Annotated in this window: 19 protein-coding genes; 8 read left to right on the forward strand and 11 right to left on the reverse strand. The window is 65.1% G+C overall.

Features of this window, described 5'->3' with window-relative positions; genetic code table 11:
- Positions 1–25: 25 nt before the first annotated feature.
- Complete coding sequence (locus ACLARN_RS27180; RefSeq protein WP_409494289.1) at positions 26–2059, reverse strand: oxygenase MpaB family protein; 2034 nt, start codon at positions 2057–2059, stop codon at positions 26–28.
- Between the two features lie 357 nt (positions 2060–2416).
- Here ACLARN_RS27180 and ACLARN_RS27185 point away from each other — a divergent pair, with 357 nt between their 5' ends.
- Complete coding sequence (locus tag ACLARN_RS27185; RefSeq protein WP_409494367.1) at positions 2417–2692, forward strand: TetR/AcrR family transcriptional regulator; 276 nt, start codon at positions 2417–2419, stop codon at positions 2690–2692.
- A 32-nt stretch (positions 2693–2724) separates the two neighbouring features.
- Positions 2725–3093, forward strand: coding sequence for a hypothetical protein (locus ACLARN_RS27190; RefSeq protein ID WP_409494290.1), 369 nt, complete (start codon positions 2725–2727; stop codon positions 3091–3093).
- A gap of 120 nt (positions 3094–3213) precedes the next feature.
- Here ACLARN_RS27190 and merB read toward each other — a convergent pair whose 3' ends face one another.
- From merB to ACLARN_RS27205, 3 genes are all read right to left on the reverse strand, one after another.
- Positions 3214–3891 carry an organomercurial lyase gene (gene merB, locus ACLARN_RS27195; RefSeq protein ID WP_409494291.1) on the reverse strand — a complete coding sequence of 226 codons (678 nt, stop codon included), beginning with the start codon at positions 3889–3891 and terminating at the stop codon, positions 3214–3216.
- A gap of 32 nt (positions 3892–3923) precedes the next feature.
- Positions 3924–4844 (reverse strand): NADP-dependent oxidoreductase, encoded by a 921-nt coding sequence (locus ACLARN_RS27200; RefSeq protein WP_409494292.1) that lies wholly within the window; start codon positions 4842–4844, stop codon positions 3924–3926.
- A gap of 213 nt (positions 4845–5057) precedes the next feature.
- Complete coding sequence (locus tag ACLARN_RS27205) at positions 5058–5963, reverse strand: NADP-dependent oxidoreductase (protein ID WP_409494293.1); 906 nt, start codon at positions 5961–5963, stop codon at positions 5058–5060.
- Between the two features lie 684 nt (positions 5964–6647).
- Between ACLARN_RS27205 and ACLARN_RS27210 the strand changes: the two genes are divergently transcribed.
- Positions 6648–7646, forward strand: coding sequence for an ABC transporter substrate-binding protein (locus ACLARN_RS27210; protein ID WP_409494294.1), 999 nt, complete (start codon positions 6648–6650; stop codon positions 7644–7646).
- A gap of 161 nt (positions 7647–7807) precedes the next feature.
- Positions 7808–8251: a hypothetical protein gene (locus ACLARN_RS27215; RefSeq protein WP_409494295.1), complete on the forward strand. Its 444-nt coding sequence runs from the start codon at positions 7808–7810 to the stop codon at positions 8249–8251.
- Here the strand turns inward: ACLARN_RS27215 and ACLARN_RS27220 are convergent.
- Both ACLARN_RS27220 and ACLARN_RS27225 read right to left on the reverse strand, forming a co-directional pair.
- Positions 8200–8523 (reverse strand): hypothetical protein, encoded by a 324-nt coding sequence (locus ACLARN_RS27220; protein ID WP_409494296.1) that lies wholly within the window; start codon positions 8521–8523, stop codon positions 8200–8202. The two genes, ACLARN_RS27215 and ACLARN_RS27220, sit on opposite strands and share 52 nt — an antisense overlap.
- 164 nt (positions 8524–8687) lie before the next feature.
- Positions 8688–9206: a TrmH family RNA methyltransferase gene (locus ACLARN_RS27225; RefSeq protein ID WP_409494297.1), complete on the reverse strand. Its 519-nt coding sequence runs from the start codon at positions 9204–9206 to the stop codon at positions 8688–8690.
- Positions 9207–9549: 343 nt separating this feature from the next.
- Between ACLARN_RS27225 and ACLARN_RS27230 the strand changes: the two genes are divergently transcribed.
- From ACLARN_RS27230 to ACLARN_RS27245, 4 genes are all read left to right on the forward strand, one after another.
- On the forward strand, positions 9550–9918 hold the full coding sequence (locus ACLARN_RS27230; RefSeq protein WP_409494298.1) for a hypothetical protein: 369 nt from the start codon (positions 9550–9552) through the stop codon (positions 9916–9918).
- A 524-nt stretch (positions 9919–10442) separates the two neighbouring features.
- Positions 10443–11432, forward strand: a complete 990-nt coding sequence (locus ACLARN_RS27235; protein WP_409494299.1) for a S8 family serine peptidase — start codon at positions 10443–10445, stop codon at positions 11430–11432.
- 1000 nt (positions 11433–12432) lie between these two features.
- On the forward strand, positions 12433–13911 hold the full coding sequence (locus tag ACLARN_RS27240) for a S8 family peptidase (protein ID WP_409494300.1): 1479 nt from the start codon (positions 12433–12435) through the stop codon (positions 13909–13911).
- Positions 13912–14109: 198 nt separating this feature from the next.
- Positions 14110–15222, forward strand: coding sequence for a hypothetical protein (locus ACLARN_RS27245; RefSeq protein WP_409494301.1), 1113 nt, complete (start codon positions 14110–14112; stop codon positions 15220–15222).
- A gap of 112 nt (positions 15223–15334) precedes the next feature.
- Here the strand turns inward: ACLARN_RS27245 and ACLARN_RS27250 are convergent, their stop codons facing one another.
- The 5 genes from ACLARN_RS27250 to ACLARN_RS27270 form a co-directional block, all read right to left on the reverse strand.
- Complete coding sequence (locus tag ACLARN_RS27250; RefSeq protein ID WP_409494302.1) at positions 15335–16246, reverse strand: LysR family transcriptional regulator; 912 nt, start codon at positions 16244–16246, stop codon at positions 15335–15337.
- A 259-nt stretch (positions 16247–16505) separates the two neighbouring features.
- Entirely contained in the window at positions 16506–17285 is a 780-nt protein-coding gene (locus ACLARN_RS27255) for a hypothetical protein (RefSeq protein ID WP_409494303.1), read from the reverse strand.
- A gap of 328 nt (positions 17286–17613) precedes the next feature.
- Entirely contained in the window at positions 17614–18537 is a 924-nt protein-coding gene (locus ACLARN_RS27260) for a LysR family transcriptional regulator (protein WP_409494304.1), read from the reverse strand.
- 106 nt (positions 18538–18643) lie between these two features.
- Positions 18644–18943: a hypothetical protein gene (locus ACLARN_RS27265; RefSeq protein ID WP_409494305.1), complete on the reverse strand. Its 300-nt coding sequence runs from the start codon at positions 18941–18943 to the stop codon at positions 18644–18646.
- A gap of 679 nt (positions 18944–19622) precedes the next feature.
- Positions 19623–19883 carry a hypothetical protein gene (locus tag ACLARN_RS27270; RefSeq protein WP_409494306.1) on the reverse strand — a complete coding sequence of 87 codons (261 nt, stop codon included), beginning with the start codon at positions 19881–19883 and terminating at the stop codon, positions 19623–19625.
- Positions 19884–19890 lie beyond the last annotated feature (7 nt).

Genomic DNA, 19890 nt, shown 5'->3' on the forward strand with positions numbered 1-19890 from the left:
ATGATTCCTTTGTCGGGTAACCGGTTCAGCGGGCACCGAGGACCGGCTCGGACTCCACCAGGCCGACGTCGTCGGGCGCGCGATTCTCCTTGAACACCCGTTCACGCTGCCTGGCCCTCAGTTCGAGGTGCGCCAGCGCGGGCGGCGTGTAGCCAAACCGTTCACGAGCTTGAGCGGGAGTGAGTGTTTCTTCCGTGGCGGGCGCGATGCCGAGCAGCACCGGCGCCACGATCGGCAAGGTCGATGGTGACAGCAGGCGCAGGGCGGCCAGCTGGAGCCAGCTGCTCATGCGGATGAACCGGAACGACAGCCGCATGACCGGTACCACCAACGCGTCCAGCAGCCGGCTCTGCCGGATCCCCGCCAGATCCCGCATCCAATGCGGCATCGACGCGATGGTCGCGACGCGCAGAGTACGGGTGATGACCAAGACGGCGGGCCAGTACGCCGGCGGCATCGGGGGCAACATCACCTCGGCGTGCAGGAGGTGATCCATGGTCGAACGCGCGACGGGTGAGCCGACCAACTGGGGACGCATGCGTTCGAAGTAGGCGCGGACGCCTTCACGGTCGCGGGGGACCTCTGCCGGGTCGCAGGTCTGAAGTTCGGCCGCCGTGGCGCAATCCGCCCAGTAACGAGCCTCTTCCTCAGCACTGAGCCTGCCCGGCCCGTACTTCTCGTAGGCATAGAGGATCGAGTGCCATGCCGTCAGATGGATCCACAATTGTGACGCTGGATCGTTGGCGTCGTAACGCTTTCCAGTGACCGGGTCGACACCCACCCCCGTCGAATGGACCTTCACCAAGATGTCCGACGCCTTCATGGTGACGCGGGTACCGGCGAAGGCGACCATCGCGAAATAGCGCAGGGTTCGGTCATAGCGCGTATGCGAGCGGGTCCTCAGGGCTTTGGTTTTGTCGACGGCGGCGACCAGCGCCGGGTCAAGCTCCTCGACGACGACAGCGCGCTGGAAGCCCACGGTGAGCGAAGTCGGGTAGGTCCACACCTTCCAGGTCACCGACCCCGGACCGAAGAAGCCCCTGTCGTCATGAGGCGTGATCTTCGACCGGATGCCCCGTGCGAGTTCCCACGCCGATGCCTCCGACGGCGGTTGGCCTGGCTTGCCGGTGGTCACCGCGGTCAGCACCGGACGCACGACACGGGCCAAACCCAGCAGAACCAGCCCGAAGAAGCCGGTGCCGAGCAGCAAGACCATGGCCGAGACGACGATCAACGCCCCCGGCGACCCCCACCGCAGGTCACCCGCGTAACGCAGGACTCCCCCCAGGGCCAGCAGGCCGAAGACGACCAGCGCCGCGAGCCCTACCGCCGCCTGCCGGAGATCACCGACGACCGCGGCGTACACGATCAGCAGCCCCAAGGTGATCGACCAAACCGACAGTTCGCGCAGATCGAACGCGCTCACCGGCCACGGCCACCACGCCACGTAGGGGCCGGGGCGGACCGTGGCGCCGATGCCGGCGACGAGCAACCCCATCCCCTCGATCCCCGCGAAAACCCTTGCCCACCCAGGGATCGGTGTCGCGACCGCGACACCGTCGACATCGACACGGCGAAGAAGCTGAGCAGGCACTGTCAGCACGGTGAGCAGGATCGTGATCCCCAGGGCGATCAACCAGATGTCAGGGACAGGCACGCTGAAAGCCGTCCCTGCGATGGCCAACTCGCGGGGCGGGTTCAGCTCCGCCTGATAGTGCTTGGTCACGACGAGGCTTCCGGCGGCCATCACCAGCGGCGCGAAACTCGCTATGCGGGCGTTCGTCCATCCCGGTTCCAACGCGGCGAGGAACAAGAGCACGACCGCGGCACCGAAACCGGCGCCGACGGTAGTGGCGGTGAGGGGGCTCGCCATGGTCCACGCGAACCACACGTCGGTCGCACCACTACCCAGGTACAGCACTAGGAACACCACCACACAGGCCAGGACCAGCGGCGCGAACAGGCCGTCGCGGACCGCGGGATGCAGGTTCTTGCCCGGTGCCTGTGGCGCCTTCAGCCGGCTGTCGATGCTTTCCGCAGCCGGATCCGACGTGCCCATGACGCCTCCTGAAGGTGACGTGGTCGAGTTCGGCACAGCGCCGCAGCCGACCGAGGTGGTCTCCGCGCGGAAGGAAAGCCGGACTCGACCACAAACGCGAATTGGTCTGACGGCCGATTCTGAAAGAGTTTCAAGTACTCGCCTGTACTCTGCGTACGCTAACGTTCTTTAAGAGCCCCGACAAGGGGTACCAATATGCTTGGCCACGATCTCGGGTTGAGAGCACAGTTTCCCGGCCCCGCGATGTCAGCGACAACACAAAACAACGATGAGCGCCACGTTCCCGCAGGGTCCGCGCTCGCTCGAAGTGTGTAATGAGAAGGTGGTGCCATTAGTGAGCGGCCATCCTTGACCGGTGTGGAGGCCCTCGCCACGGTGGGGCAACGGCTGCCGAGCCGGCACGGACTCACCGCGGAAGAGGTCGCGGCGTCGCAACGGGCCCGGATCCTGGTCGGCTTCATGGAGGTCACCGCGGAGAAGGGGTATGGGGCGGTCACGATCGCCGACATCGTGGAGCGGGCGGGGGTATCGCGTCAGACGTTCTACAGCCTGTTCCCCACCAAACAAGCGTGTTTCGTCGCCGCGTTCCGGGCTGGAGCGTCGACGGCCCTGGGGAGATCACGAAACCCCTGAGCGAACTCTCCTATCTGGATTGGCGAGCCGCCGTGACGCTGACGATGGAGCGGTACCTGGCGAAAATGGCCTCGCAGCCGAAGGCGACCTGGACGCTGCAGATCGAATGCCTGGCCGCCGGCCCGGAAATCGCAGCAATGTACCACCGGCGGATCGCCCGCATCGCCGAGCTGTACCGCATCACCTACAAGCACGTGGTGCGAAAAGAGGACCCGACCAGACCGGAACTACCGGACGAAGCGTTCGACCTGCTGGTCGGCGGCATGTCCGACCTGATCCGTCAGTGTCTCTACACGAAAGGCGCCGAGGCGATCCCCGACCTGGCGCCCGTGTTCCTCCGCACTCTCATGGCCCTCTTCGGCGAGCGCGACGTACCTGCCGGTGCGGCTTCGGGCTCCTGACCGATGCGGAGATCCGCCGTGCTTGATCGCGGCGGCTTCAGCTCGTCCGGGAACGCTCTCGTCACGGTCACCGGGCCTGATCGAGCCGGCATCCTCTACCGGGCCGTGTGCCCCGTCTAGCTAGCTCCAGAAGGGTCCGTTCAGTCCTGCGTGGGTGAAGTACGCGGCCGCGGCGGCCGGATCCCGGCGGACGTACCCGTGTTCGAGCCTGCCCTCGTACCAGCCGGCCGCGAGCCGCCACAACGTCGCGAGGTCCATGACATAACCCTTGTCCTGCCCCGTTTCCGTCAGCCATTCGTCCACACAGGACTCGCCACAGAACAGGCGCTGGTTGCCGCAGGTGTGCACGACGTCGTCCCACATCCGCGCCGCAGGCACCAGGAAGTGCGCGACCAGCCCGCCCTTCGGCGGGGTCCGGTCGTTCACCATCAGGGCCTGCGGTTCACCGCAGCCGCGGCAGCGCGTGGACACCAGCACCTCGGGTTCGCCCTTGACCAGATGCGGGATCGCGAAGGCGTCCCACGCGCAGCCGCCCCACCACAGCGTGCGCTCGCCCATCACGGAGAACCCCAGCGGGATCGCCGCGAACGGATGCGCCATCGCGACGTGCTCGCGGGCGTCGAGCACCAGGTGACGCTGCTCCGCGAGCCGGTGCAGCGCCTGCTTCGCCACCGCGAGCGATCCATGGGCGGCGTCGGCCAGTTCCGCCGCCGTCGGAGGCCTCCCGTACTCGGCGAACGTGCGGTAGACCGCGACGCGGACGTCCTCGTCCCAGCTGGTGTCGGTTTCGGCGCTCATGGCCTCGTTGATACGAGACGATTTCGTAGATTTCAAGGGTTCAACACCAGTTGTGTTCGGGGACGGGCGCTCTCGAAGCGTTCATGGGCCTCCGCCACCTTCGTCAGCGGGAACACATCGACGGCTCTCAATTCGAGGACGCCGTCGTCGACCAGGCCCGCCAGTTTCGCCAATCCGCCCCCATCGGCGCGAGCCGATACCGCCACGACACGGATGCCACGGACAGAAGCCGGGGCCGCTCCGCTCGCGAACACCACGAATTGCCCTCGAGAGGCGACAGCGCCGACGGCGTGCGGCCCGAGAAAACCCGTGTCGAGTACCGCATCCACTCCTCCAGGCACCATCGCGAGCACCTTCTCGGCGAAAGCGACCTCACGAGACACAAAGATTTCCGCCCCGAGTGCCTTGGCCAACTCCTCGTCGGCCTTCGCGCCGACCACGACCACGCGGTAACCCTCAGTGGCGACAAACCCACCCGTGGCGTTCGCGAGGCCGGTGACCAGGACTGTCGCCCCAGGCCTCGGTTCGAGTAGGTCCAGTGCCTGCAGTGCGGAGAGGCCGTGAAGAGGCAGGGTGGCGGACTCTATGAGTGAGACGGTTTTGGGGGCCGCCGCCACTGCGCCGCGTTCGAGGACTACGTAGTCGGCATAAGTACCGAGCGACGTGCCCGGCTGGTCCCGCAAACCGATGACGGCGTCGCCCGGACTGAAGCCACCGGCGTCCTCTCCCACCGCGTCGACCAGCCCGGACACGTCACATCCGATCCCGATGGCAGCACGCGACAGAACATCTCCTGCCACCAGAAATCCAGCCCTGGCGGCGAGGTCGACGGCATTGACGGCAGCGGCGCAAACCCGGATTCTCACTTGACCGCGGTCTGGCTTCGGGATCGGAACCTCGTCGATTTCCAAGGCATCCGGACCACCGAATCGCCGAATCACGACCGCACGCATCCGTCTCCCCCTGACAGTCCCGGCAGGAGCACCACACTGCGTTGCCCCGTCGAGGACACTCGCAAGCACCTGATCCGCCGACATCGCCTGCGCACGTTGCCAGCCAGGAGCATCAGTTCGACTTCGGCACGGCTTCCATGACCGAAGTGCCCGGTCCCGCTACCGGTGGCCTCGACAAAGTGCGAGCGCGTCTGTTCCGAGGCGAACGTGTGCTCAGAAGGTCACGGTGATCTTCCCGGTCAAGTTCCCACCGAGGAAGCATTCGTGCGCGGCTCGGATGTCATGCAACCCGAACACCGCGTGCACCCGGGGCTTCAGGACGCCGCGGTCGACGAGCCTGGTCAGTTCACGCAAGGCCGCGCCGTCCTCGCGCACTTGATTGACAGTGGTGCGAACACCACGTGCCGACAGATCAGGAACCGGTCCTGCCTGGGTGGCGATCGACGCGTATCTGCCGCCATCCGCCACGGCTTCGGTCAGGAAGCCCCCGAAGGTATCGAGGACGGCGTCGTAGTCGCGACCCCGAAAGCCTTCGCGATCGGTGGAGACGAAGCCGGCGCCATGCTCACGAGCGACCATGACCTGTTCATCCCGCGAGACCAGGGCATCGACCGCGATACCCCGCGCGCGGGCGATCTGCAGCGCCAGCCCACCGACAGCACCGGCTGCGCCGGCGATCAGCAACCGCTCACCGGCTGACACTCCGAGCCAGGCCAGCGTCTGTACAGCCGACAATCCGGGAAGCGGCAACGTAGCCGCCTCCACAAGGCTGACCCCGCGCGGCGCCGTAGCCACCGCTTCCGCCGGAAGCGCGATCAGGTCGGCCCAGGTCCCGCGACGGGTGCCGAGCTGATGTGACATCGCGAACACACGATCCCCGGCGCGCCATCGACCGGCACCGCCATCGACCACGACACCGGCCACATCCCAGCCCAGCCTCATGGGCAACGGAGGTGTGCCCTCACCGATAGCGCCTGCCCGCGTCTTGTCATCGACGGGATTGACGCTCGTCGCAACGGTCCGGATCAGCACCTCCCCGGTCACCGGCCCGGGCTCGGCGACGTCGACGAGGCGGAGAACATCAGGAGGGCCAAAGCGATCGATCTCAATTGCGCGCACGGAAGTCCTTCCCACGGCTGATTCTGCTGTCACGCCGTCCAACTCGGCCGGCGAACATCGAATTCCTGAGCTTGCCGCTTTGGAAGCCCTTTTGAAGCCGGATCACCGTTCGCGAGCCTCCGGGCGGCGAACGGCCACACGGGTACGGAACGGACAGGATTGGCGGTAGCGGGGACAGTGGCCCTCGGCCGGCGCGCGACTTTCAGCGGCGGCGCGGAGGCAAAGTCAATGGCTGACCACGCGGAGTCTGTGCCGACACCAGCGGATGCACAGGCGACACTGGGTACCGGCGGCGCGTCGCATCACCTGTCCAGTGGCTCTTCGACGTGGCGGGCGAGCGGCTTCTGGGAAGGGGCACCGCCTGACCGGCCTGGCGCTGCCGCAGGATCTGCCGCCAGTGTCTGACGACGTCGGCTGCACGCTCGTCGTGTCGGCCAGGGCACCGACGACGGCAGAAGACGACAAGCACCGATACGCAATCGGCTATCGATAAATACAGGAAAGGAATCACGAAGCCGTTGCCTGAAGCGCCTCCCCCGATGAATGATCACGGCGCCAGGCGCGGACTACGACAGCCGCCTGTGCAAGCATTTTCATCACGTTCGTGACATCGAACCCCAGTGAAATTTCCGCTCCGTGAATCCGGCCGACGGCGATGTCGGCTGAACTGAAGGCGGAACCTGCATGCACCTCTCTCGACGCGGCTTCCTCGCCGGCACCGCGGCGCTCGGCGCCACCGGCCTCCTGACCGCCTGCGGCTATCAGGAAGAGACGCCATCGCAGGGTGCGGGCGCGACGTGGTCCTTCACCGACGATCGCGGCCGGAAACTCGAAGGCGAGCGGCCGACCCGGATCGTCGCGCAGGTGACCGCCGCGGCCGCGCTGTGGGACCTCGGCGTGAAGTCGGCCGGGATCTTCGGCCCGTCGAAGTTCGCCGACGGCAAACCGGATCCGCAGGCGGGCGGCGTCGACCTGAACGCGGTGACCTCGCTCGGGAACGTCTACAACGAGTTCAACTTCGACAAGTTCGTCTCGCTGAACCCGCAGCTGCTGGTCAGCGTGATGTACCTCAAGGACCAGACGTGGTACATCCCGGACACGCAGACGGAGAAGATCGACAAGGCCGCGCCGAGTGTCGGCGTCCGGCTGCAGGGGCTCGCGATGCCGGAGGGGATCGCGAAGTTCATCGCGCTGGCGAAAGCACTCGGGGCCGACACGGACACTCCGGCGATCCAGGCCGCGAAGGCCGAGTACGAGAAGGCCGACGCCGCGCTGGGCGACGCGATCAAGAAGGCATCCGGCCTGAAGGTCCTCCTGATCTCCGCGCAGAAGGACACCGTCTACATCGCGAACCCGCCGTCGTTCGCGACCTCGAAGCACTACCAGAACAAGGGGATGAACTTCGTCCTCCCCGAGGCGCCGGACCAGGGCCAGGGCGGCTACTACCAGCAGATCAGCTGGGAGAACATCGGCAAGTACACCGCCGACGTGATCATGTACGACAACCGCGGCGGTTCGCTCTCCCTCGGCCCGGACGGGCTCGGCGGCGTGCCGACCTGGGCCCAGCTGCCCGCGGTCAAGGCGGGGAAGCTGATCCCTTGGAACAACGAGACACCGTTCTCGTACCAGCGCTTCACGCCGCAGCTGACGGAACTGACCGCGGCACTGAACAAGTTCGCCTAGGACCACCCGACGCTCTCCGCAAGGAGGCCGACGACACAGAAATGAAGCCGGGGAGAATATCACCGAACTTACCATTATCCCGTCATGAAGTGACAACTCGACCTTCGAGTCGATTTTCCGATCGATCACGGAGGCCCGTCTTTCACGAAGGGATACAAGAGATGACTCCTCGCTCGACCCCTGGCTTCGTTCTCAAACTGGCACTCACGTTCGCCGCGATCTTCCTGGGGCTGTCCGGACAGACCGCTCTCGCATCCGCCCCACCTGCTTCCACCCAAGGCAGCGAGACCGTGGCCTGCGAAAACTGGATCAACGTCTTCAACCCCGTTCGCATAGGACGTAACATCGCAGCAAGTGGCGATTTCCGGAACTGCGGCGGCTACAGCAGAGTGTGCATCGAAGTGGACTACTTCCACATCATCTTCCCGAGCGGGGGGACGTGGGTTCCACTGGGCACGAAGTGCGATTCCGACTCGAGCGGATACCTGACCGGCATCTTCGCCGAGGGTGAGGTTTCCTACGCTCAAGCCTACGCGTGGATCACTGCTTTCGATCATTCGGGCCGGCCGGTCTGGACGAAAAAGAGCGCCGTGGTCGCCGTATAAGTAACACCATCCGGATCGACGGCTGTCGGTGCCAGCTGATTCCCACGAGACAGCGGTACCGACAGCCGCCACGCTGCGACCAGCCCTATCTGAGGTTCGCGCCCAACGATCGCGGCGATGTGGTTGTCGACGTAGACCACCTGCGACGCCGTGTGGACGCGCTGGGTGATCTGGTGAGCGATCTCCGCCGTCGTCCGCTGCGCGAGAAACCGCACAGCACGCGCCAGGAAGCTTGCGGTTCGACCGCGCCAGGCCCGCGCGGCGTCGTACACCCGCGATGCTCGCACGGGCCGGATCCGCCCCGGTCGGAACCGATGCCGCGATGATCGAGTCTCCGGCCGGCGTGTTCCCCGCGTTCCGAGGCCGCCTGCGCCGCACCCCGAAGCGCGCCGGACCGTAGCCACCGAGCTGTCCGTGGCAGCGGTGTCGACGACGATCACACCAGGCCCGCCAGCTTGTACAGGACGAGGCTGCCCGCCACGGCGACGTTAAGGCTCGCGCCGGTGCCGACCATGGGAATCTCGACGACGGTGTCAAGGAGGTCGAGCGCGTCGGGTGGGATGCCCTGCTGTTCATGACCGAGCACGACGACGGTGCGGCCTCGCGCGAGCGGAAGGTCGGCCAGACGCACGGCTTCTTCGGCGAGCTCGACGCCGACTATCGTGGTACCCGCGGCCCGCTCCTTCGTCAGCCAGCCCGGCGGATCGTGCACCCAGTGCACACATGCCGGCCGTCGCAAGGTATTCCCACGCCTGAGCGCCTCTGGCACCCATGGAAACCGCGGCACGGCGAGACAAGCACCGACCGCGTCACAGGTCCGCAAGAGAGTGCCGAGATTGGCGCCGTGTAGTGGCCACAACGGTGCGACGACGAGGTGGCCCCAACAGGAGTGGGCTTTTCTCCGCCGGTTCGCACGCAGTTCCGCACGTGTGCGAACCCTGATCGACGGCCTCACCGGAGGTGAGGCGTCGCGCCTCCCAAGGATTCATTGATCATGAAGACCATGGTACCGGAAGTCCTGCTGCCGCGAGCGACGAGGAAGACCACAGGAGCCTGTTCCGTTCGACGGTGACGCCGTCGAGGAAGCCGGTCTGACACCGCGTTCTCCCATTAAAAGTTTCTCGCGAATTAATAGGCGGCGAATTCCTTCCAACCATTCAGACAAGGTTCGATATCATAACCATTCATAGATCAATGACCCTTGATTTGACAATGCGTCGATCATTGACCCCGCCGAGATTCGGACGTTAGTTTTACTCCGAACGGCCATATCGGGCCGCGATTCCACAGGAGTGAAAATGCCCAGAACTCGTCGGCGCGCGGCGATCACCGCGACCCTGACCGCCCTGGCCGCCTCGTCGGCGCTGCTGTCCCCGGCCACGGCCGCGGCCGGAACCGCGGGAGTGACCGCCTGGGAATGCCAGGGACTCTATGGATGCCTGTACGAGGACGCCGGAGGCCAGACCTCCCGCTACGAGCTTTACGCCTGCGGCACCAAGGACCTGCCCACCGAATGGAAGTACCGCGTCTCGTCGATCCAGACCAAGTCCAGGACGGTGCGCCTCTACAAGAACGACGGAGTGATCGGGGACTTCGCACCCAATGTGCGGCGTGACCTGTTCCGCGGCGACAACGACCTGGCGGTCAAGTACAGCATCCCCTGCTGACGGTCACTCTCGGACTTACGAGTGGTCAGGACGGTTTGAGCCGTCCTGACCACTCGCGGCCCGCCCCATGGCCGAATGCGATCCAGGCGGGCTTCCCACTCCCGATATCACACCTTGGCAGCAGCATCGAAGGACACAGCGGCACCTCAAGACAGGCACGCCCGCTTCAAGGCGCTCGTCTTCCCCATCTCGCGATCCAGGATTCAAGCAAAACCTGAATCGCGTACTGACTCTCGATTCCGGCTCATGAATATCGCAGCGAACCTCACTTTGTCGCGCCGATAAACGTGCGCAGAATTCTCTGCTTTCAGGGTGCCGCATGATGGAGATACATCGCGGCAGCGTTGACCTAACGTGGCACCTCCCACGGTCCTCCCTGACCGTATATAGCCGCTGATCAGCACCTCTTCCGTCGTGTTGACGAACCTCGACCCGTTCATGAAGCCCACCTGAAGGTGAGGCTGGCTACTCTTCGCGATGATCATTGCCTGAACGGCAATCAATCATCCGAGGAGTTCGATCGCATGACCACGCACAAAAGGTTGAGACGCAGCGCCCTCGTCGCCGCCTTCCTGATGGGAGCGAGCGCCCTTTCCTCCCAGCAGGCCGCCGGCGCGGCGGTCCAGGACAAGCACAACGACCCAACGCGCCCGCTCGCGTCGGGAATCCAGGCCAACCCGACCGAAGAGCTCGATCGGATCGACCAGCGAAGCTATCCCCTTTCGAAGACCTACAGCTGGACGACCTCTGCCGACAACGTGCACACCTACGTCCTGGACGCAGGAATCAACGTGACACACACGGACTTCGGCGGCCGCGCCACCCAGGGGGCCGACCTCGTCGGCGGCACCATCGCCAAGGACTGTTGGCAACATACCGCCACCGGCTCGGCGGCACAGGTCGGCGGCATCAAGTATGGCGTCGCCAAGGGTGCGCACCTGGTTTCTGTGCGCGTGCGCGATTGCGCCCGGAGAACGACGTCCTCGCGAGTGGCCGCCGGCATCAAATGGGTAACCGCGAATGCGGTGCGTCCCGCCGTGGCCTTGATTCCCTCCAGCCTGCCTGCGAGCGTTGAGGTCGACCAAGCCATCCGTGATTCGATCAAATCGGGAGTGACCTGGGTTACCAACGCGGAAGGTTCGCCCGAGCACGACAGGGACGTTTGCGTAGAAGGCTCACCAACGCGCGTCCCCGAAATCATCACCTCCACCGGAGTATTCACCGGCTCGAACTCCGATTCCGTTCATCCCCTGACGCACTCAGGATCCTGCGTCGACTTGGCCGCCCCTGCGGACGCTCCTACTGCCATCGGCCCCGGCAGCGACGAGAACATGTGGGGAGCCTTCGACGGAGGCAGTGGCTTCACCGCAGGCGCCGCCGCTTTGGTCCTGGCGGAACACCCGGCCTGGACACCACAGCAAGTGCATCAGGAGCTGGTCGGCAAGGCGACCCCGGTCAAGTTCATCCCCTCTGGAGCCAAGCCAGACCGTCTCCTCTTCACCGGCACCAGGTAGCTCAACACCCCTGAGGGGTAAGGCGAGCGTGGCGTGACGGAGTTGACCGTAGGGGCGAACTCGCCTAGAGGCCTGCGCGTTCCTGACTGTCCACAAGAGACGCTCTTGAGCTGAATCAGCCCGATTGGGGTGTTTGCGCTGTTTCACAAGGGGTCGTGAGTGGCAATCAGGGTTCTATTGAAGGGAAAGTCAACCGTGTCGTGGTGCGGGGCCTGTGCCGCTTCTGCGTACGCGTTCTCCTGGTAGCGAGGGCCTCCTTGCCTACTCTGACGGTAGTGAAGGAGGCTTTCGCTACCGTCAGATGTGATCCCTGGTGACAGTGGGACGGCTGTGACCTCGGCGGCCGGTCGTGAAGTACATGAAGGCCCCTTCCTTGCGCTAGACGCAAGGAAGGGGCCTTCATGGACTTCGGCAAGGCGTAACTCGCGTGTCTGGGGACGTAACTCGCGTGCTTGGGGACGTAACTCGGGAGTGCGGAGTCTGAACACGCGAGATCCGGGTCTGAGCACGCAAGTGCGGTGTCGCGTCACCCAGCCACCATCTCGCCCGAGACACGCTACGTTTGCCTTACCCCTCAATAACCCTCTTTGCCACTCGCGGCCTAGCTCAGAGTCGTACATATGGGCATGAATCGAGCATCTAGCCGCCGGGAAGCATCCTTTATGGACGCTCGTGGAGCGGCGAAGCCGACAAGTCACGCCATATTTGACTTGCCCCTCGACATAGGTCACCTGAACCGGGCCGGTGAGGGCGAGGTGATGTCGTCCTCACCGACCCCGGCCCTCCGAATCGAGTCCAAGGTGTCTTCGCCGGCGAAGAGGGCATATACAGGCGGCTATCGACTCCCGACCACTGTGCATTACCGAGACCTTGTATTCGATCGCTCAGTACTGCCAGGCTGAATCGACCGCGTATTGCCGTCGTTCTGTCGCACGGCCGCGGCACCGTAACTGGGGAATTCATCCTGGAGGTCTGTTTCCACATGTCCATTTTCCGTCCGATGAGGCGCGCCAAAGGGCTCGCCGTCGCCGGAACACTCGCGGCCGGGCTCGGCCTGGCGGCGATCCCGTCGGCCGACGCCGCACCGTCGCTCCCGATCGACACCACCGGGGGCGCGCACTTCGCGGTCCTCGTACCGAAAGGCACGCCGTTCGATTTGGCCGAGATGGCGATCGGCGCCCACGAGGGCTCCATCGTGCAGCGGTGGCCACAGATCGGGGTGATCATCGCCCGCTCCAAGCGAGCGGACTTCGCCACGAACGTACGCAAGGAGAGCGGTGTCGTCGGAGTCGGCGCCACCAGGAACAAGGCCGAACTGGCACGCCGCAGCCAGGGTTCCGCGCCGATCTCGCCAAAGATCGAGGAGCACGCCGCGCGTGGCCAGCGCACGCCGGCCGCCGCCGAACCCTTGGCCGCCAACCAGTGGAACATGAAGCTCATCGGTGCGGATCAGGCCAACGAGATCAACCAGGGCAGCCGTGACGTCCTTGTCGGCATCCTCGACAGCGGCATCGATTCGTCCCACCCCGACCTGAAGAACAACATCGACAAGTCCACATCGGTCAACTGCGCCAACGCCGGTGTTCCGGACCAGACGGAGTCGGCCTGGCAGGACGACGTCGGGCATGGCACGCACGTGGCCGGCATCGTGGCGGCAGCCAAGAACGGGATCGGTGTCGCGGGCGTCGCGCCGAACGTTCGGCTCGCTTCGATCAAGGTCGGCGGCAAGGAAGGCTTCATCTATCCCGAGTCCGCGATCTGCGGGTACATCTGGGCCGCCGACCATGGCGTGGACATCGCCAACACCTCGCTGGCGATCGACCCCTGGTATCTGTGGTGCAAGGCGGATCCCGACCAGGCCGCGGTCACCGAGGCGGTTCGCCGGTCCGTCACGTATGCCGCCACTCATTCGGTCACTCCGGTCAGCTCACTGGGCAACAACAACTGGGACCTCGCGCACGACATCGTCGACTCGAAGAGCCCGACCAACGGCCCCACCGTGACCCGGAACACCGACTCCTCCTGCCTTACCCTTCCCGCCGAATTGCCAGGAGTCATCGGGGTTTCTTCGGTCGGCTCGGCGAAGTCCCGTTACTACAACTCGAACCATGGCACCGGCCTCGCCGACCTCACCGCTCCGGGAGGTGACAAGAAGTTCCAGATTCCGGCGACCCCGGACGCGAACGGACAGGTTCTCTCCACGCTGCCCGGCGGACAGTACGGCTACCTGCAGGGCACTTCCATGGCCGCGCCCCACGTCACCGGTGTGCTGGCCCTGCTCAAGAGCCGTAATCCGGGGTTGGCCGGAGCCACCCTCAAAGCCGCCGCCGACGGCGGGGCGGAGGTACTGCCCTGCCCCACCGGAGGCGTGCACGACCCGGGCGGCACTGGCGAGTTCAGGGCCGTGTGCGAAGGCGGTTCCACCGGCGCCGGTTTCTACGGCAAGGGATTGGTCAACGCGCTCAAAGCCGTTCGCTGAACCGGCGATCCTTCTGAGCAAGGGTAAAAGAACAAGTTGACCGAAAGCCGATCGGCTGATGGAACTCTCGAAGAGCATCCATCAGTCGATTCGGCATGCGCGGACAAAACCATCGCCCAGCACGCCGAAACTTGAAGTTGACATGAACGAACCGTCTTTCCATGGCCGCAGCGAACTCCCGGAGTTACCGTCGAATTCATGAAAAAGGAAAGTCTGGCGGGAAACAGGAATTGGTGGCACTGGTCGGCCGCTGTCGGCCTGGTACGGATGCCGCCGGCGATGGCCGCACTGGCGCTGGCCTTCGCGGGAGTCCATGTCACCGGCTCCTACGGGATCGGCGCCGCCCTGGCGGCATGCTACGCGTTGGGTGAGGCAGTATCGGCGCCTTGGCGCGGCCGATCCGTCGACAACTGCGCCCCACGGACCGGGATCGCGCGCATGACCTGGGCGCTGCTCGGTTCCGCCGCCACGCTCTCGACACTCGCGTGGGCGGTATGGGGCCGGTGGCCGGTCGCATGGCTCTTCGCCTTGACCGCGGTGGCCGCCATCCTGCCGTCCGGCTTGCCAGGCGGATTCCGTGCGATGCTCACCGGTCTGCTGGACCCAGTCCGGCTGCGCATCGCTTTCAGGTGGGACGCGGCGATTCTCGAGGCGGAATGGTTCCTGGCTCCGCTGGCCGTCAGTGCCGTCCTCCTCGCCGGTACGCCCGCCCTTGCGCTGGCGGCGATGGCAGGGTGTGCTCTCGCGGGAGCCGCGACGACCCGCAGGCTGGCCGTTGTCACTCCCGAAAATGGACCTCCACCTGCGGCGCTTTCGCCGGGAATCGACGCGGCTCGCCGGGCATGGAGGTCTCCGGCAGCCTGGCCCACCTACCTCAATCTCGGTCTCGCCGAGGGCGTCCTGATCGCGGTGCTCCCCGCCTTGCTGCTGAGCCTGGGAACGTCCTCGACGATCACCGGCGTTTTCGCGGTGGCGAGCTCAGCGGGCAGTTTCCCCGGAGGTGTTTTGCTCGCGGCCCTGATGAACAGGCTCGTCGGCCAATCCTCGATACAGGCGGATATCGCGCTCGTGCTCATGGGCCTGTTCCTGTTTCCCGCTATCGCCCTGTCATCGGCGCCGTGGCTGGTGGGACCCGCTGGTAGCCGAGGGTTGTTCATCGCTCCGGTGAACGCGTTGCGCAGCCAGGCTCTGGAACGCGCGCTCCCGATGGACTCCTGCAGCGAAGGCTTCTCGATCCAGTACGCCGCTCACGGCCTGGGTGTAGCGCTGGGGTCGTTCCTCGTGGCGATCCTGGTGTCCACGAACCCATAGACGGCGCGTGCCGCGATCCTGCTCGTCCCGATCACCCTCGCGGTCGTATCCCCCACGATCCGGCGGTCCGGCAAACGTGAGACCTTAGCCGCGGTCGACTGATCCCCGACGCTCAGAAGCCGGTCGGGTACACCTTCTCGGCTGCTTGCCGGAGGGCCATGACAGCGGGGCGCTGGCTCCCGTTGACATGCCAGGCGAGTGCCGAGGTACAGGGAGGGATGTCCGTCACGTCGAGAAACACGATCCCCGGCCGGGGAAAGAACGTTCTCGCCGCCGACGGCAGGAACGCGATGACCTTGTCCTGGGCCACCGTGGCCAGCAGTGACTCGACATCTCTCACGACCGGTCCGTACTTGACCGGAGAACCGTCGGGTCGTGGGTCCACGGCCCAAAAGTTCCTCCATGCCGGCGGACATTCGTGAGGAAAGTCGATCACCACGCGGTCCCGCAACTCCGCGAGTGACACCTCGTGCCTGCCCGCCAGCGGATCGTCCGCCGGCACGCACACGATACGAGGCTCCGTCGACAGATGATGCGTCTGGATTTGCTCCGGGGCCGGCGGCCGGCAGAAGACGACGTCCACCTCTCCGGTGTAAAGGCTCTGAAAGTGCTCTGTGACGCTCAGCAGTCGAACCTCGACCTGCAGGTCAGGATGCTGCTCGATCGCCTCAGCCAGCACCAGGCGAGTGTGTTCCATCGCGGCTTCGGCGCCGATCGTGCCCACGACCACTTTCCCCATCGCGGCTCGGGTGTACTCGGTCGCGACACGATGCAGCACCTGCGTCGCCGTGACTATCGACTGCGCCTCGGCCAAGATCGCCTTGCCCGCCGCCGTCAGCTCCACGGTGCGATTGGTGCGAGTGATGAGCTGGATGCCGAGACGTTGTTCCAAGGCGGTGAACTGCCGGCTCAGCGCCGGCTGGCTCATGAACATCCTCGTGGCCGCACGGCCGAAGTGCAGCTCTTCGGCCAGCACAAGAAAAATACGTAGCTGGTGCACCGTGGGCGCGCTCCAATGATCCATCTCTGCCTCATCCCCAGTTCGCCCCGCACCGGCAAGAGCCGAGCAGGACCCAGAAAGCAACTATCCGTGATTCGTCCAGTGCGAGGACGCCCGTCCGAATTCGACGGCGGGTTCGCTCAACGCCGTCTACTGCTTCTGCGCCGGACAGGGCGGCGGATCCCGCAGGAGATTACGAACGACCATATTTCAAATTCAACTCGCCGGTTCCCTTGCAACACCGAGCGTCGATCATCTATTCTGTTCGGCAGCGCCGACCAGCCTACGCTGACACGAACCTACGGGCCACTTCCAATGCGACCGTCGACGCCTCTTCGGGAACAGCCGGGCCCATACCGAAGAAACCCTTGTCAGACCCGTCGTACTGCACCGAAACGAACCGATTGCCGTCTTGTACGATGATCGTGACCAGAGTGTACTCATCCAGCTGCACTATCGACTCGACCGCTTGGCTCCCAAGCGCTTCCAGTGGTTTGACCTCACGCATGGTCGGTAACTTCGCGGAGTAGTGCCTCAGTGCCGCGTCGACGCCGTCGCAATCCTTGACACGGACGACCAATTTTCGTTCCCGCGACTTACTTGCCCCTTTAAGGGTGACAAAGTCGCACGAAATCGTCCGCTCCCCCGCGCCGGACAAAACCGTGGACACCGTCGGATTCGTGGTTCCAGCCGCTTCCAGTAGACCGCCGGGAATCCGGCATTCGGGGTCCATCCGGAGGTTTGTGACATCGGCGCCGATCGGACCGGCCAGCACCACTATTCGCGACGTCGCATAGACCACAAACAAGACCAGCACCATTGCGGCACCGATGGTCGCGACGATGAAGCCCGTGCGCCGCTTCCTCACCTGCGGATAATACATCGCGTTCCTCTGACGGTAGAGAATTACCACTCTGGTCCGACCGTCACCACTTGCGGACAGCGGTCGAACTTCGGAAAATAAGAACGCGGCCCCGGAGGCCGTGAAGGAGAGAGCCACCGGGACCGCCGCCCGAAACGGCCCTTCGGCCGCTTCGAAGTATTCAGAGCGCTGGGCGATCACTCACACCAGACCGCTCAACCCCCGGAAACATGAATAGTTCTTGCCCTTGTGTTCATCACGTCTTCCTGACCCCCAATATTCACGGCTCAACGCGTGAATCACAACCTACTCTTCCTTGCCAAGCGAGGGCGTGAAGTTGAGGAGGACGAGCGATGCAAGAAAGCAACCGAATGATGACGTTTCGGATATCGACTATGAATGCGACGCGGATGCGCCGAGTATGGTACCCGCTGTCACCCGAGATCATCGGGTTTCCAGCCAGGATTTCAACAAGAAGGGGACCATGCGGCCGGGAGCGATGGACAGACCGCCGAAGGCCGTGTGCTGTTCACCCTTTCGATTGCCAGGCGGCGAGCGCGGCCTGGCGAACGGCGACGACTACCGGCCGGTTCTCCGCGGTGACATGCCAGGCCAGCGCCGAGGTGCACGGACTCAAGTCGACGACGTCGAGATACTTGATTCCCGGACGAGGGAAGAGATTTCGGGCTGCAGAAGGCTGAAACCCGATCATCCCACCTCTGGCGATCAACGCGAACAGGGACTCGACATCGGAGACTACGGGTCCATATCGGACCGGCACTCCACTCGGACGTGGATCAGCCGCCCAGAAGTCGCGCCAGACCTTGGGGCATTCCGGGGGGAACGAGACCACGACCCGGTCGTCCAGATCAGCCAGTCGCACACTGTCCTTTTCCGCCAGCGGGTCGTCCGCCGCCACACAAACCACTCGTGGTTCGCTGTTGAGATGCAACGTCCGGATGTCCTCCGCCGCGGGCGGACGACAGAACACCAGATCCGCTTCACCGGTACTCAAACTCAAGTACTGGTCCCCCAAACCCAAGAGCCGCACGTCCAGTTCCAGCGCGGGATGGCGCCTGCGCACCTCGTCGAGGATCGTGACGGTATGCGCCATCGTCGCCTCCGCGCCGACCGTGCCGATCACAACTCTGCCCGCCAGTCCGCGGGTATGTTCCCCGGCCAGACGCTGGAGCCTGCGCATCGCGTGCACCACCATGCGGGCGTCCGGCAGGATGGACAGGCCGGCCGCCGTGATCGAAGTCGAGCGGCTGGTGCGGGAGACCAGTTCGACACCGAGCCGTCGTTCCAGCGCGCTCAGCTGACGGCTCAGCGCGGGCTGACTCATGTAGAGTCGCGCCGCGGCCCGGCCGAAATGCAGCTCTTCGGCAAGTACGAGAAACATTCGTAATTGGTGCACGGTGGGAGCCGCCCGATCCCCGACATCACCTGTCATGTCCGCAGGCTACTCCAAGGACCAGCGGATATCGGCACGACTCAATTCACTGCGCACTTCGGTGACATTCCCGGTCGCCGACCTTCGCGTTCATCATGAATACTATTCAGCTTGTCAGCCGGTCAACAGTGGAGGTCGATGCTGTCAGCGTCGACCGCGGCACTCGGCGCCACAGCACGGTCGCCGCCACACCAGTCGTCACTATGAGCGTGCCAGATGCGGCGATGCTCACGGCCGGTCCGACCAATGACGTCAAAGTGCTCGCGGCGAGAACCGCGACCCCTGTCGACCCGGCCAGCAACGCATTGAAGAGCCCCATGCATTGCCCCCGCAGAGCGGCCGGGACGAGTCGGCTGAACGTCGCGCCCACGACGACCAGATACGCCGCGCACGCTCCGGCCACCATGAACACCCACGGCCGACAAGACCAGCCCTGGACGGGCGAGGCACACCAGAAGCGGAAGTCCTCCCACGGCGGGGAGCGGCGCCATCAACGCGAGCGGTCCTTCGGCGGAGATGAACCGGCTGCCCAGCACGGAGGCGCCGATAGCCATCCCGGCCGGGTCTGCCGCCATCAACAACCCGGCTTCCCGGGCCCCGCCACCCATCTCGGCGATATAGGCTGCCGCGAGACCCTCCGGGACCACGGTCACTCCGAGAAGGGACGCCAGCAAGGCAAGAACCCGCAAACCGGGATGCTTCCAGATGACACGGACCACCTCCCGGCTGGACCGCCAGTAGCCACCCCGCGCCGCCGCCGGGGGCGACCGAGGACCTACGTACCGGGCGACGACAACCGCGGAAACGACACAACAGATCGCATACGTCGCCAAGGCCACCTCGGGCGCGATGCCGCTCAGAGCACCTCCCAGCGCGAACCCTGTGATCTGGGCGATCTGCTGCGTCACAAGCCTCAGTGACTGGCCCGTGATCGGAAGATCTTCCGGAAGCACATCGGGCACATGGCTCCCCGGGCCGCCTTCGCCGGTAGCACCACCAGTTGCAAGCCCAGCAGCAGGCAGAGCGACAGCGGCAACGGCAGCCCGGGGGCCGCCATGAGACCGGCCAGCACGGCACGCGCCAGATCACCGGCCACCAGGAGGGGCGGCGCGAGTATCGGTCGGCGATTCCCGCGATGAGCGGACCGCCACCGCGGGCAGGAACGGCAACGCGTAGGTCAGCCCGGCGAGTGGCCCCGACCCCGTACGGGCAAGCACGAGAACGGCCATCGCCGCCCTCGCGAACTGCTCACCGGCCGAAGCCACGATCTCCGCGATCCACAGGGCCCGGAAGTCTTCGATCGCGAGCGCCGCCCGCCAGCCGCGCGACTCACCGCGAACCGTCAAGTCGACC

It is taken from the genome of Amycolatopsis sp. cmx-11-12 (assembly GCF_046269425.1).
Lineage (GTDB): Bacteria > Actinomycetota > Actinomycetes > Mycobacteriales > Pseudonocardiaceae > Amycolatopsis.